This is a genomic window from Steroidobacter denitrificans (genome assembly GCF_001579945.1).
GTDB classification, from domain to species: Bacteria; Pseudomonadota; Gammaproteobacteria; order Steroidobacterales; family Steroidobacteraceae; genus Steroidobacter; species Steroidobacter denitrificans.
The window spans coordinates 143990-157670 of sequence record NZ_CP011971.1 but is presented as its reverse complement, the minus strand read 5'-3'; the positions used below and the strand labels follow the sequence as shown (position 1 = coordinate 157670).

The 13681-nt window shown below is 63.0% G+C and carries 11 protein-coding genes and 1 pseudogene; 3 read left to right on the top strand and 9 right to left on the bottom strand.

What is annotated here, in order from left to right:
• Positions 1 to 74: 74 nt before the first annotated feature.
• The 6 genes and pseudogenes from ACG33_RS00640 to ACG33_RS00615 form a co-directional block, all read right to left on the bottom strand.
• Positions 75 to 644 carry a tetratricopeptide repeat protein gene (locus ACG33_RS00640; protein ID WP_066917898.1) on the bottom strand — a complete coding sequence of 190 codons (570 nt, stop codon included), beginning with the start codon at positions 642 to 644 and terminating at the stop codon, positions 75 to 77.
• Between the two features lie 176 nt (positions 645 to 820).
• Positions 821 to 1699, bottom strand: coding sequence for a 5'-3' exonuclease (locus tag ACG33_RS00635; RefSeq protein ID WP_066917897.1), 879 nt, complete (start codon positions 1697 to 1699; stop codon positions 821 to 823).
• 9 nt (positions 1700 to 1708) lie between these two features.
• The gene (locus ACG33_RS00630; protein ID WP_066917896.1) at positions 1709 to 2269 is read right to left on the bottom strand and encodes an HNH endonuclease; all 561 of its coding nucleotides are present in this window, start codon (positions 2267 to 2269) and stop codon (positions 1709 to 1711) included.
• A 253-nt stretch (positions 2270 to 2522) separates the two neighbouring features.
• A pseudogene (locus tag ACG33_RS00625) lies at positions 2523 to 3960 on the bottom strand (NAD(P)(+) transhydrogenase (Re/Si-specific) subunit beta).
• Positions 3961 to 4072: 112 nt separating this feature from the next.
• Complete coding sequence (locus ACG33_RS00620; RefSeq protein ID WP_066917895.1) at positions 4073 to 4411, bottom strand: NAD(P) transhydrogenase subunit alpha; 339 nt, start codon at positions 4409 to 4411, stop codon at positions 4073 to 4075.
• A gap of 17 nt (positions 4412 to 4428) precedes the next feature.
• Positions 4429 to 5556 (bottom strand): NAD(P) transhydrogenase subunit alpha, encoded by a 1128-nt coding sequence (locus ACG33_RS00615; protein ID WP_066922621.1) that lies wholly within the window; start codon positions 5554 to 5556, stop codon positions 4429 to 4431.
• A gap of 400 nt (positions 5557 to 5956) precedes the next feature.
• Here ACG33_RS00615 and ACG33_RS00610 point away from each other — a divergent pair, with 400 nt between their 5' ends.
• Positions 5957 to 7222: a chorismate transformation enzyme, FkbO/Hyg5 family gene (locus tag ACG33_RS00610; RefSeq protein WP_157071612.1), complete on the top strand. Its 1266-nt coding sequence runs from the start codon at positions 5957 to 5959 to the stop codon at positions 7220 to 7222.
• Between the two features lie 63 nt (positions 7223 to 7285).
• On the opposite strand, the gene ACG33_RS00605 is transcribed toward ACG33_RS00610, so the two are convergent.
• The 3 genes from ACG33_RS00605 to ACG33_RS00595 are packed head-to-tail and all read right to left on the bottom strand — an operon-like array spanning position 7286 to position 9182.
• Entirely contained in the window at positions 7286 to 8131 is an 846-nt protein-coding gene (locus ACG33_RS00605) for a DUF3106 domain-containing protein (protein WP_083536309.1), read from the bottom strand.
• The gene (locus ACG33_RS00600; protein WP_066917892.1) at positions 8110 to 8622 is read right to left on the bottom strand and encodes a hypothetical protein; all 513 of its coding nucleotides are present in this window, start codon (positions 8620 to 8622) and stop codon (positions 8110 to 8112) included. Before ACG33_RS00600 ends, ACG33_RS00605 begins: the two co-directional genes overlap by 22 nt.
• Positions 8616 to 9182 carry an RNA polymerase sigma factor gene (locus ACG33_RS00595; RefSeq protein WP_066917891.1) on the bottom strand — a complete coding sequence of 189 codons (567 nt, stop codon included), beginning with the start codon at positions 9180 to 9182 and terminating at the stop codon, positions 8616 to 8618. Before ACG33_RS00595 ends, ACG33_RS00600 begins: the two co-directional genes overlap by 7 nt.
• A gap of 491 nt (positions 9183 to 9673) precedes the next feature.
• Between ACG33_RS00595 and ACG33_RS00590 the strand changes: the two genes are divergently transcribed.
• Positions 9674 to 11893, top strand: a complete 2220-nt coding sequence (locus tag ACG33_RS00590; RefSeq protein WP_066917890.1) for a primosomal protein N' — start codon at positions 9674 to 9676, stop codon at positions 11891 to 11893.
• A gap of 88 nt (positions 11894 to 11981) precedes the next feature.
• Positions 11982 to 13670, top strand: a complete 1689-nt coding sequence (gene argS, locus ACG33_RS00585; RefSeq protein ID WP_066917889.1) for an arginine--tRNA ligase — start codon at positions 11982 to 11984, stop codon at positions 13668 to 13670.
• The last annotated feature ends 11 nt before the right edge of the window (positions 13671 to 13681 follow it).

Genomic DNA, 13681 nt, shown 5'->3' with positions numbered 1-13681 from the left:
AGCCGAACCGGCTTCCTGCCGGCTCGATGCGGCAGGGTTCGTCCTGTATCGAGATCTCGAAGACGGCCCGGTGGTCAGCGGCTCAACGCTTCCGCTTTTGCTTCATCCGCCTGTGCCTCGGTCATCTTGCCCATCGCCTGATACACATCCGCACGCCGGTAATAACCATCCGGCTCTTCGGGCTGCAACGCAATGGCCTGATTCGCGTCGGCAAGCGCCTCCTGCGGTTTCTCGAGAGACAGATGGATATGCGCCCGGTTCAAGTAACCATAGGCCTCCTGCGGCAACAGTTCGATATATTTCGAAGCATCCGCAAGGGCCGCCTTGAACTTCCCCTGGGATTCCCGCGCACGCGAGCGCAACAGGTAAAAATCCGCACCGTCCGGCATCTCCTTGATCGCCTTGTCCAGCAGGGACTCGCTCTGTCCAGGCTTGCCGGCGTTCAGAGCCTGCTGGGCCTGGCTCAGCAGTTCATCGGCGGAATCACTCTGAGCGCTGCCGATGCCGGGCCACGAGACCCATGCCAAGACCAGCAAGCCGGCTACCAGACGGGTCGACGCTCCCATCCTTGCTTTGGCTTTGGCTTTGGCTTTGGCTTTGGCTTTGGCTTCGGCCCGGGTCTCGAGTCTTGTTAATGCTGTCATGGCGACTCCCGCAGGCCGATCTCAGCCCTCGATCGTTGCACTTCGAACCCGCATCCGGAATACCGGATCGGCCTCGGTTTTCCGCCGCTGACGCCGAAACCGTCAGCGGCTGGCGCAGAACGATTATGCACCTGCCCGCTGCGCATACCATCGTGGTACGTCGCATCCCCCCGGGCTCAAGCCGAAAGGCGTTCGGCCTGAAGGCGCAGCAAACGACCGAATCCGACAGTGTCATAGAAGACATCGAGCGCAGCGAGGTCCGGACATCGACGCTCCAGATCCGGCAATGCGGTCCTCAAGGGGACGTCGCAGGCGATGGCAGTGAGCTGACGGGCAAGCAGGGCGGTTTCACGATGATCGCGTAGTTGAGTCGCCACAAAAGTCGCGTTGCGCAGCTTCAGCCTGAGCACCCGCTCCAGATCCTGGTATAGATGCATCAGGGACTCGAAGTGATGAAACAAGGTCGAGGCGGTCTTGCGCCCCACGCCGGGTACACCGGGAATATTGTCGACCGCATCTCCCGTGACTGCCAGAAAGCAGGCCATGCGCTCCGGCAGCACGCCGAAGCGGCCGGCAATGTCCTCGTAGCCGAAGCGTTGGCCGCTGATGTAGTCCCAGTAGTGGTCGCCTGGCCGGATCAGCTGAGACAGATCCTTGTCGCGGGTCACGATCACCACCGGCTTGTCGCTCGTCCGCAAACGCATCGCCAGCGTACCGATGATATCGTCGGCTTCATAGCCGCTGCTGATGAATGTGGCTACGCCCAACGCCTCGCACAGTTCTCGACATAGCGCGAACTGACGTTTCAACGCCTCGGGCGTCGGCTTGCGATTTGCCTTATAGGCAGGATACAGGCGATTCCGGTATGAACCGGACGGACGGGCATCGAAGGCGACTCCGATATGCTCGGGCCTAACCCGCTCCAGCAACTCGCCCAGGAAGCGTCCGAAACCGTATACGGCATTGACGGGACGGCCGCTTGGATCCGTGAGCGTATCGGGAATGGAATGCCAGGCGCGAAATATGAATACCGAGGCGTCGATCAGGTAAAGCACGGCGGCTCGCTATTGAACCGCATGCACCTTCAACCTGGCATGCAGAGGACTGGTCCGTGGAAAATGTGCCAGCAGATATTCCATCTGATCGGCCAACACGCGGCGTCCCTGCAGATAGATATACTCCGCATATGTCGGCGTGAACGGCACTGCGATCAGTTGCAGCCCTGCCTGCTCCGGTGTTTTCGATGCCTTCATGTTGTTGCAGCGGCGGCAGGCCGTGACGACGTTCATCCAGGTATCGCGCCCTCCCTGGCTGAGCGGCCGCACATGATCGCGCGACAGCTGGCTGCTGGCAAAGCGCAGTCCGCAATACAAGCACAGATGCGCATCCCGCTTGAACAAGGTCTGATTGTTCAAGGGCGGCGTGTAATCCTGGCGCAGGTTTCCGGGATTGTGGGTATGCCCGCGGGTCGCGATGATCGAATTCACGTCGACGATCGTACGCAGCCCCGAGCGGGCATTGGTGCCGCCATACAGGCGATACAAGCGCGTGCCGCAGACGTAGGCCACCTGTTCGGTGTGATACAAGCGGACCGCATCCCGGTAGTCGATCCACTCCAGGGGCATTCCCGAGACATCCGTCCGCAGGATTTCTTGACTCAAGTTGTAGAGCTCTTGCACGACACGATCGCCGCGCACGTCCGGCCACGTCCGGCCGTGACTTCAGCGCGGGACGACGTAAGATACGCGAGCTTTGTATTAATTTTCAATGGCGCTAAGTCATTCACACGGAAAGCTTAATGCGCCTCCGTAGCCTGCATGTGTGCCCTGCATGCCATGCCGGTGCCTTTAGCACCCGCCCTTCGGCAGATCCGGAAGACTAGCCGCCGTCCAGCGACTTCACGGCCTGGATCATGGCCACCATCACCTTCTGGGCATCGCCATAGACCATGTTGCAGTTATCAGCGAAAAACAGCTCGTTTTCCACTCCCGAATAGCCCCACTCCCGAATAGCCCTTGCCCTGGCCTCGCTTGACGACATAGACCTGCCGTGCCTGGTCGACGTTCAAGATCGGCATGCCGTAGATCGGACTGGACTTGTTGGTGCGCGCGGCCGGATTGACCGTATCGTTGGCGCCGATCACGATCGCGACATCGGCATCCTTGAACTCTCCGTTGACGTCTTCCAGATCGAAAATCATGTCATAGGGTACGCCGGCTTCGGCCAGCAACACGTTCATATGTCCAGGCATGCGGCCGGCGACCGGATGAATCGCGAATTTTACTTCCACCCCGGCATCGACCAGCAGCTTCACGAATTCGTATAACTTGTGCTGTGCCTGCGCCACCGCCAGGCCATAGCCCGGAGCGATGATGACCTTCGCGGCATAGCGCATGTTGATCGCCGCATCGCCCGCCTCGGCGGGTTTCTGACTACCCTTGATTTCGCCCTGTTGTTCCTCAGCTGCCGCGCCGAAATTGCTGAAAATCACATTGGCAACGCTGCGATTCATAGCCTTCGCCATCAACAGCGTCAGCAAGGTGCCGGCCGAACCGACGACCATACCGGCGATCATCAACGCGGGGTTCTGCAGCACATAGCCTTCGAAGCCGACGGCAAGTCCGGTGAAGGCGTTATACAACGAGATGACCACCGGCATATCCGCACCGCCGATCGGCATGGTCATCAGCACGCCGAAGAGCAGCGCGCCGGCAAAGAACGCCGCCACGACGCCCGAATGCGCATGTCCACCGGCGATGAAAATGATGTAGGCACCGATGGTCAGTGTCACCAGAAAAATCAGGCCGTTGAAGACCTGCTGCCCGGGCATGCGCCAGGTTCCGTCGATGCGGCCATCCAGCTTCGCCCAGGCGATGAGCGAACCCGACAGGGCAACGGAACCGATGAGCGCGCCCAGGATGGCCAGCACCAGCGGCACGGTTTCATGGACCGCGCCCGGGCGCAGCAGTTCGACGGCGGCAATCGCCGCGGCCGCGCCGCCGCCCATGCCGTTGTATAACGCCACCATCTGCGGCATGGCCGTCATGGCGACTTTTTTGCCGCTCCACCAGGCCCAGATCGTGCCCAGTCCCAGTGCGGCCGCGGCCAACGCCACGTTCGTGTTCAGATGCGGCTCAGCCGCTTCGTTGATTCCGAAGACGTATAGAAAACTCGCCAGCGTAGCCACCAGCATGCCGAAGCCGGCGACCACGATGCCCGAACGCGCCGTCACCGGAGAGGACATTCGCTTGAGTCCATAGATGAACAGGAACGCCGCCGCGAAATAACTCGTATCGATGATGATCTGTGGATTCATCTGGAAACCGGGATTCATTGAGTTTGTTGCCTTTCGTCGTGCTACCCGCGGCCGCCGTCTCGGATGGCCATGAGCCTCGCAGCGCTGGATGCGGCTGCCAGTGGCTGGCCGGTCAGCCGTCCGCCCTGCCCGCGGATTCAGGTCGAGCGCCGGTCTTTGCGCTGGGCTTGAACATTTCCAGCATGCGCTCGGTCACCACGTAGCCTCCTGCAGCGTTGCCCGCACCGAGCAGCACACCCACGAAGCCGATGACCTGTTCGACGGTCGAGGTGGCGTTGAGCAGAGCGTACATGGCGCCTACCACGACGATGCCGTGAACGAAGTTGGACCCGGACATCAGCGGTGTATGAAGAATCGACGGAACGCGTCCGATGATCTCGTATCCGGTGAAGGCCGCGAGCATGAAGATATACAGGGCGACGAAGCCCGTCATCGTAGTCGTCAGATCCATGAAATATCCCCTTGCGCTCAAGCGCTCTCGATGGCCTTTCGCGCGGCCTCATTCCTGATTTCACCGGCGTGAGTCAACACCGTGTTCGCGACGACCTCATCGCTCCAGTCGAGCGCCACCGCGCCTTCCTTCAGAAACAGTTCGATCAGATTGAATTGATTCTTGGCGTACAGTTCGCTGGCATGCTCACCGAGCATGCTGGGCACGTTCAGCGGACCGACGATCGTCACTTGGCCCACCTGCACGGTCTCTCCAGGCTGCGTATATTCGCAATTGCCGCCGCCTTCTGCCGCAAGATCGACGATTACGCTGCCGGCCTTCATGCCTTCCACCTGCGCCTTGCTGATCAACTTCGGAGCGGGCCGGCCGGGAATCGCTGCCGTGGTGATGATGATATCGGCGTTCTGAATATGGCGAGTGATGACACCGGCAATCTTGTCCTTCTCTTCCTGCGTCAGCTCGCGCGCATACCCTCCCGCGCCGCGGGCATCCACGCCGGTATCGACGAACTTTGCGCCCAGGGATTCCGCCTGTTCCTTGGTTTCCGGCCGGACGTCATATCCTTCCGTCATGGCTCCCAGGCGGCGTGCCGTGGCAAGCGCCTGCAGGCCGGCCACGCCCAGCCCCATCACCAGCGTGCGTGCCGGCCGGATCGATCCAACCGCCGTCGTCATCATCGGCAGAATACGCGCCAGGTGGGTCGCCCCAAGCAGCGCCGCATAGTAGCCGGCCAACGCCGCCTGACTGGACAGGGCATCCATCGCCTGGGCACGAGTAATGCGCGGCACCAGTTCCATCGCGAAACAGGTGATGCCGCGATCACGCAACAACTTGGTCAGCGCCGGTTCCTTGTGTGCGTAGATGAAACTGATCAGGATGGCGCCCGGCTTCATCGCGCCGATCAAGGCGGCTTCCGGCGGCTGTACCGCCAGGACGATATCGGCATCTCCCACCAGCGCGACGGGATCGGATTCGATGACGACATTCTTGAATGCCGCATCCGCAAGCTTCACCGCCTCGCCCGCACCCGATTGCATACAGACCTGCGCACCAAGCTTGATGAGCTTATCGGCCACGGCGGGCACCAGGGCCACGCGCCGCTCATGAGGACGCGTCTCTTTGAGTACAGCAATCTTTACCGGCATGAACACTCCAGCACGAACGCCCGGAAGGCGCTCGATCAAACACTTTCAACTTGCGCCCGCCGCCGGGCCGTCGCCGGGCAAGTAAGAACATCCGATCGCGGCAGGGCTTCCGATCGTGCAGCGGCGCTCATGATTCGCTGCACACCCCACCCCGATCATTGATCCTGGGCACCCGAACACACCCGGGGTTGAACCCCAGGCGCGTAGGACGCGTAGTATGCACTATGGGACAGCCCCTCCCAGGGATGTTCCTTATTGTGTACGGGTTGTCCCGGCTCGGCAACTCGCGCCCGCCTTCACGCCATAGCCTTTCGTTATGTCGACGCATCCTCTCGTTCTGTAGCGGCGCGGCCTTCGGCGCACGGAAAATAACGATATGCGTCGGCAAAGGAAAAGCTCGGTGTATCATTCGCGCTGCGGCATCGGTATGCGCGAAGGATCCAGCCTGTTGTTTCCAGAAGACTCGAGCGGCGAACGCCCCGTCCAACGGCCGACACACGAGGCGCATGACCGTGGCCAGCCGGTACCGATCCAGGTCGAATACCGCATCCTCGACCCACGTGCGCCGCTCCCCCCGAACATCCTGGCTGCCGTCCACTTCGGGCCGCAGTCCCTGGGGGCTGCCTTGCACGGAGCCAGTCCGGCCCTCGAGATCGAAGTTGGCCTGCTGCCGTTGCGGCAGCCTGCACCGACGGAACTCTGGTTCTCGCATGGACCGGTACGCAGCGGCCGTGACGGCATCGTACGCTATGCCTGCGATGATCATTTTTTATTCGCGCTCATCGAGGAACCGGAAGACGCCTACCCTGGAATTTGCGCCGCCGGCGAAGCCGTCTATGCCGCCTTGAAGCGTTTCCAAGAGCAATCCGCCTTTCCTCACCTGCTGCGCATCTGGAATTATCTCGATGCAATCAATGAGGGAACCGGCGATATGGAACGCTACCGGCAATTCTGCGTCGGCCGGGCATGCGGCCTGGGACTCGGAGATGGCGCGAACCTCGCAGGCGGGAGCGCAACGGGCCTACGACGCTATCCCGCGGCGACGGGCATCGGTCATCAGCGCAGAACGCACCACGTACAGGTATTCTGGCTTGCCGCGCGGCAGCCGGGAACCGCCATCGAGAATCCTCGCCAGGTCAGCGCATATCGCTATCCTCGCATCCATGGACCGGTCAGCCCTCATTTCTCACGGGCGACGCTCGCGGCGGATGGCACGCTGCTGGTATCGGGTACCGCCAGCATCGTCGGTCATACATCACGACATCATGATGATGTCCTGGCCCAGGCCGAGGAAATCCTGCGCAATCTGGCCGAGTTGCGCGGCCAGGCGAGTATCCCGGCGCCTGTGCCCGTCCACGCCGAGACAAGCCAGACCGAGACAAATCAGGTCGAGACGCAGCAGGCCGGCGTAAACCATGCCGCCCCGATTCGAACCGCGTCGGACGACATATCCGGCGGCCATCCGGCGCGGGATCTCATGAAGGTCTATTTGCGCGACCCTGCGTTGCTGGCACCTGTCGCCGCGCGCCTGCGACGATCCTGGCCTGACCCGCAAATATTATTTCTCGCCGGTGATATCTGCCGCCGCGAGTTGTTGCTCGAAATCGAAGGAATCCAGCCTCTCAGACAACCCCTCCCCGCCGCAGATCCTCGAACAATCACTTGATTTCCGGCCCGGCGGTCATTGTAAGTCCGCCGTTCGATCCTTCCACCTTGCCGGCGGCAGCGATCATTCCGGTGGCGAGTCTCCCTGCTGAGGCCGGCGCCGGGAATGATCCTGCGACTCTTGATCGGCAGGCTCTCCGGGAGGATGGATGTCATGTCCGGCCTCCCATGCTGGTTGTCGATGCTCCTTGAGTCGCCGGCGCTCCTCGGGCGGCAGATCATGGAATCGCTTGCGCAGTTCGCGCCTTTGTTCCGGCGCCAGATGCTGGAAGTTCTGAAACCCTCGCCGGATACGCTCCTGCTCCTGTGCGGGTAGAACCTTGAACTCCTGGTACCGGCGCCGCAGTTCACGACGCTGCTTCGAATCCAGCGATTGCCAATGCTCGAAGCGCCGCTGCGCCTGTTCGCGCCGTTCCGGCGGCAGGGTTAGCCAGCGGTGCGCACCTCTGGCAAGCGCGCGTTGGCGCCCCATCGGCAGCTGGTCCCAATGTGCCTGATATTTCGACAATAGTTCGCGCTGCTCCTCGGAAAGCGATTCCCAAGATACGCCGGCTCCCTGGAGTTCATCGCGATCGGATTCCTCGCCCGAAAATCGCGCATCACGGGAGTCATGCGCCGATGGCGCGCGCCGAGATGAAAGCCCCTGTGGATGATCTGCGGCCGCCAGCAAGCCGGCACCCGGCGGCGATGGGACAGGCGCTCGCGGTCGTTCCAGTGTCGCCATCCACACCCGCGGGAGCGGATCGGGGAGACCAGATTGGCCCGGGGCATGGACGTGAATGGAGGCCAGGACATGAGTCTGAGCATGGGTCTGGGTCTGGGTCCATGCCGCATCCGGCACGGTCCAGGCCAGCAGTATCGCCGAGGCTGCGCGCACAACCGGCATGCTCATCGCTGGTAGCCGAGCCATGCGTAGAACTCCACATCCTGAAGCATTTCCAGGCTGTCGACCTCCGCGACCAGTTCCATGTCTTCCAGCGGCAATTCACCGGGCATGAATCCGGGACTACCCTCATTCCAGACCAGGACGGCAACCGCCGCAACCGCCGCAACGGTCAATCCGGCCACCGGCAGCCGCGGCAGGCGCCGACACGCCGCATGCTTCCTGAGTTCATCGACAGCCGCGTATCGGGCCTGGGTCAGTTTCGAGCGGATGCGCGCATCCACTCGTTCGACGCCGTCATCGAACACGGACCGCGCACGGCGCTGCCAGGCGTCCGCCAGTGCCTCATCAGCAAGATCCGGGCCGGCATCCTCCGTCGCGTCGCGGCGGGCAACGGCATCCCATTCCTTCCTGCTCGGAGCCCGGCGCGTGCCGGTGTCGATCTCGGGCTGCGGGCGGACAAGTCCGGCATGTTCCCCAGGCCCTTGCGAAGATTCGTGGTCGCAGCGATTCACCATGCGCTCCCCAAAAGATCGCGCAGCCGATGCACGGCCCGCGAATAATGCGTCTTGACGCTGCCCTCGCTGCAACCCATCGCCTGGGCCGTTTGCGCCACGTCCAGGCCTTCGAGCGTACGCAGGGTGAAGGCCTCGCGCTGACGCACCGGCAAGTCCGCGAGCGTATCTTCGAGCAGTTGCATGGCCTCGTCGATGGCCAGATGCTCGGCTGGCTGCGGCCGTCCATCCGGAACGTCATTCCAGGGATCCGGCTGGCGCTCCCCCTCCTCCTTCCGTGCAGGCAGCCAGGCCATGATCCGGGAACGCACCTTGCGTCGCCGCAAACAGTCCCGAATGCGATTCTGCAGGATCCGGTAAAACAACGGCCGCCATTCCTGGCTGGGCCGCCCTCCGTAGCGCCGCGCGAGCTGCAGCATCGCATCCTGTACGATATCGAGTGCATCATCGTCGTCGCGGACCGTGATGCGAGCGATGCGAAAGGCGCGTTTCTCAGTATCGAGCAGGAAGCGCTCGAGAGCGCGGGACGGATCCAGGGTCGAGTCCTCGAGACTTACCGGCATGTCGGCGTCCCATCCTAGGGCAAACAGACCCCGGGAGCACGATTCCAGGCAAGCCGGCTCTACAGACGGCGGCAACCGGAAGCGCACAAACGAGGATGATCCCACACCGGCCGCCGCGCCTGGCCGCCCCGGCATAGCCGCCGCCGGATGCGGGTTTTCGGGCATGCCCGATCCGGGAAGCGTCCAGGATGGAATCCACACGGGCGCGGAACGATGCATAAGGTTTATCCGGGAGTTTTCGGGGCACTCGTGAATAGAACGTCCAGGCGCGGAATCGGTTGACAGCAAAAATTCACGGGAGCCTCGGGAAGCATCCGCCTGATGCGCAGCCGGAAAACCGGTGGACAAAGACCGGGCGGATCGGCGGCCGAGACACTGCACGACGATGAGGACATGGCGGACAGAAGCGAAACGACAGACATCGATATCCTGAGCATGTACGCAATCTGCCGGCGATTCGCGCCTCCGCCGCGCGGGCGGGACCAGGCATCATGATCCTGGGTGTCGCCATCGACACGCCGTTGCGGCGGATTTTCGACTACCGGGTATCGGCGGGCCAGCCCAGCCCACCGCATGGAGGGCGAGTCTGGGTTCCCTTCGGCCGACGGCGAGTGGTCGGCATCGTGATCGAATACCGTGAACACACCGAGGTTCCTGCCGGCAAGCTGCGAGACATCCACGCCTGCATCGACACCGAACCCGTCTTCGACCCGCAACTGCTGAAACTGCTGCTGTGGTCTGCCGAATACTATCGTCATCCGGTGGGCGAGGTGCTGGCGGCGGCGCTGCCGGCAGCGCTGCGCGCCGGCGCGCCGCTACGCGAAGAGCTGCGAGTGTGGCGGCTCACCGAGGCGGGGCGCCGTCAAGCGATGACGCAGCTATCCGCCCGGGCAACCCGGCTGCGCAGCATCGTCGAATACCTTGCGCATCGCGACGCGGCGCCGGCCAGCGACATTCTTCAGGCCGCCGGCGCGTCCATGGAGGCGCTGCACCGGTTGGCGGCGCGCGGCTTCGTCGAGTGGCAACAACCCGTAGCCGAAACGGCATCGAGCGGCACCGTTCATCCCGGGCCATCGCTCAACGATGCGCAGCAGGCCGCCGTCGAGCACATCGCTGCCTGCCTCGGCGGTTTCAGCGCATTGTTGCTGCAGGGCGTGACCGGCAGCGGCAAAACCGAGGTCTACATGCAGGCAATCGCCGCCGTGCTGGCACGCACCGGACAGGCACTGGTCCTGGTGCCGGAAATCGCATTGACGCCGCAGCTTGTATCGCGCTTTCGCGAAAGATTCGATCTGCCGATGGCCGTGCTGCATTCCGGCCTGAGCGACGGCGAACGTCTGGCGGCCTGGCGCCAGGCGCAGCTGGGACAGGTGCACATTGTCATTGGTACCCGCTCGGCGGTCTTTGCGCCTCTGCCGCGCCTCGGACTGATCGTCATGGACGAGGAACACGATCCCTCCTTCAAGCAGCAGGACGGGTTCCGGTATTCGGCGCGCGATCTGGCGATCCTGCGGGCGCAACGTCTGGACATTCCCATCGTCCTGGGGTCGGCCACACCTTCACTGGAATCGCTGCTGCATGCCCGGCGCCAGCCTGAAACCCTGTTGCGGCTGCCACGGCGTGCGGCTGGCGCCAAGCCACCGCGGCTTTCGTTGGTCGACCTGCGCAATCAGCCTCAAACGCAGGGATTGGCCACCGCGACGGTGCAGGCCATCGACCGGCATCTGCGGGACGGCGGGCAGGTCATGCTGTTCCTGAACCGGCGCGGCTATGCGCCGGTTATGTTCTGCCCGGGCTGCGGCTGGACGGCACAGTGCCGGCGCTGCGACGCCCATCTCACCGTACATGGCCGCGGCACGCAGCTGGCCTGTCATCACTGTGGCAATCGGCAGGTCGTAGCGGAGCTTTGCCCGCTATGCTCGACGATGCTCAAGCCGGTCGGACAAGGCACCGAGCGCATCGAGGAAACCCTCGGTCTCATGTTCCCCGGCGTGGCGCTCGCACGCATCGATCGGGACAGTATCCGCCGCAAGGGAGAGCTCGAAGCTGTACTGACACGGATCAATGACAATGAGGTGCGCCTGCTGGTGGGCACCCAGATGCTCACCAAAGGGCATGATTTTCCGAATGTCACCTTGGTCGTGGTGCTGAATGCCGATCAGGGTCTGTTCAGCACGGACTATCGCGCCAGTGAGCGCCTCGCCCAGACCATCGTCCAGGTCGCCGGCCGCGCCGGTCGCGCGCAACGTCCCGGGGAAGTGCTCATCCAGACGGAATACCCCGACCATCCGTTGCTCACGAAACTGTTGACCGGCGGCTACGAGGCGTTTGCAGAAGGCGCGCTGCAGGAACGCGAGCGCAGCGGCTGGCCGCCGTTCGCACGCATCGCCTTGCTGCGCGCGGAAGCGCCGACGCCGGCTGCGGCAATGCAGTTCCTGCACGCGGCGCGGGACGCGGCGCAGGCAGGTGGACTCCTGGCCTGCGCACAGGATACGAACCAAAGCGCGCTACGCGGCCTGAGACTGCTGGGGCCCGCTCCGGCGCCCATGGAGCGCCGTGCAGGACGCTTCCGCGCCCAACTGCTGCTGCAGGCGCCATCGCATGGTCCAGTACAAAAATTCCTGGCCGGCTGGCTGCCCATCCTGGAAACCCTGCCGGCAAGCAGGCAGGTGCGCTGGTCGATCGATGTGGATGCCCAGGAACTATTCTGAGACGGTCCGGCGCCGCGGCTGTGAATGAAGCCGCCGAAGCGGCGCCGGACTGATAGACTTTCCGCCCTTTTTGAGACCATCGATACCCTTGAAAGACCAGATCGAACGGCTGGTGCAAATTGCGCTCGGCGCCCTGCCGCACGAAATTCTGCCCGGCGAAGCCATCCTGCCTGCAATCGCTGCAGAGCGCACTCGCGACATCGCGCACGGGGACTATGCGACCAACATCGCCCTACGGCTGGCCAAGCCAGCCCGCCGCAATCCGCGCCAACTCGCCCAGGCGATCCTGGATGCGCTACCGGCCAGCGAACTGGTCGCCAAAGCCGAGATCGCCGGCCCCGGCTTTATCAACTTCCATCTCTCCCCGCGCGCCCATCAGCTGGAGATATCGCGAATCCTCACTCTAGGGCCCGCCTACGGTCAGGACCGGTCCGGTGCCGGGGAGCATACGATCGTGGAATTCGTATCGGCGAACCCGACCGGTCCGCTGCACGTCGGGCATGGCCGCCAGGCGGCGCTGGGCGATGCGCTGGCCGCCCTGCTGCAGACGCGGGGTCACCAGGTCAGCCGCGAGTTCTACTACAACGATGCCGGCGTACAGATCCAAAACCTCGCGCTATCGGTACAGGCGCGCGCACGCGGCATCGGCCCCGATGAACCGGGCTGGCCGCAATCCGGCTACCGGGGCGACTATATCCAGGACATCGCCGATGATTTTCTGGAGAAAAAAACGGTAGACGCGCTCGATGGCCAATCCGTCGAGGCCAACGGCGAGGCGGATGACCTGGAGGCGATTCGCCGTTTCGCAGTGGCCTATCTGCGTCATGAGCAGGACATCGATCTGCGGGCATTCGGGGTGCGCTTCGATGTCTACTATCTCGAATCCAGTCTATACACCGACGGCAAGGTCGAGGAAACCGTTCGGCAACTGGCTGCCAGTGGCAAGACCTACGAAAGCGAAGGCGCAATGTGGCTGCGGACCACCGATTATGGCGACGACAAGGACCGCGTCATGCGCAAGTCGGACGGGAGCTACACCTATTTCCTGCCCGACGTGGCGTATCACGTCACCAAGTGGCGGCGCGGCTTTCAGCGGGCGATCAACATCCAGGGAACCGATCATCATGGCACGATCGCGCGCGTGCGCGCCGGTCTGCAGGCGCTGGACATCGGCATCCCCCAGGGGTATCCCAGCTATGTATTACACAAGATGGTGAAAGTGATGCGCGGCGGGGAGGAGGTGAAGATCTCCAAGCGCGCCGGTGCCTATGTGACTTTGCGCGATCTCATCGAATGGGTGGGGCGCGATGCGGTGAGATTCTTTCTGGTGATGCGCAAGGCGGATTCCGAGTTCGTGTTCGACGTCGATCTGGCACGTTCGCAAAGCGAGGAGAATCCGGTGTACTACGTGCAATATGCCCACGCCCGCGTCTGCAGCGTGTTTCGGCAACTACGGGAAAAAGGCCATGAGCACGACCGCGGCCTGGGCGAGCGCAGTATCGACCGGCTGACGGAAGCCCATGAGAAGGCGCTGATCCGGCGCTTGACATCCTACCCCGAAGTCCTGGAAACCGCTGCCGCAGCGCTCGAGCCTCATCAGATAGCGCACTATCTGCGGGATCTCGCCGCAGATTTCCATACCTACTATAACGCGCACATGTTCATCGTCGATGATGCCGGCCTGCGCAATGCCCGCCTGAATCTGGTCGCTGCGACCCGCCATGTCATCGCCAACGGACTGAAGCTACTGGGTGTATCGGCACCCGAGAAGATGTAGCGGGATCACCG

Coding starts and splice junctions, on each gene's coding strand:
- ACG33_RS00600 (WP_066917892.1), bottom strand. CDS start 8,622: ATGGTGAATCGCTGCGACCACGAATCTTCGCAAGGGCCTGGGGAACAT.
- ACG33_RS00620 (WP_066917895.1), bottom strand. CDS start 4,411: ATGGATCTGACGACTACGATGACGGGCTTCGTCGCCCTGTATATCTTC.
- ACG33_RS00590 (WP_066917890.1), top strand. CDS start 9,674: ATGATCCTGGGTGTCGCCATCGACACGCCGTTGCGGCGGATTTTCGAC.
- ACG33_RS00640 (WP_066917898.1), bottom strand. CDS start 644: ATGACAGCATTAACAAGACTCGAGACCCGGGCCGAAGCCAAAGCCAAA.
- ACG33_RS00605 (WP_083536309.1), bottom strand. CDS start 8,131: ATGGCTCGGCTACCAGCGATGAGCATGCCGGTTGTGCGCGCAGCCTCG.
- ACG33_RS00615 (WP_066922621.1), bottom strand. CDS start 5,556: ATGCCGGTAAAGATTGCTGTACTCAAAGAGACGCGTCCTCATGAGCGG.
- ACG33_RS00595 (WP_066917891.1), bottom strand. CDS start 9,182: ATGCCGGTAAGTCTCGAGGACTCGACCCTGGATCCGTCCCGCGCTCTC.
- ACG33_RS00630 (WP_066917896.1), bottom strand. CDS start 2,269: ATGCCCCTGGAGTGGATCGACTACCGGGATGCGGTCCGCTTGTATCAC.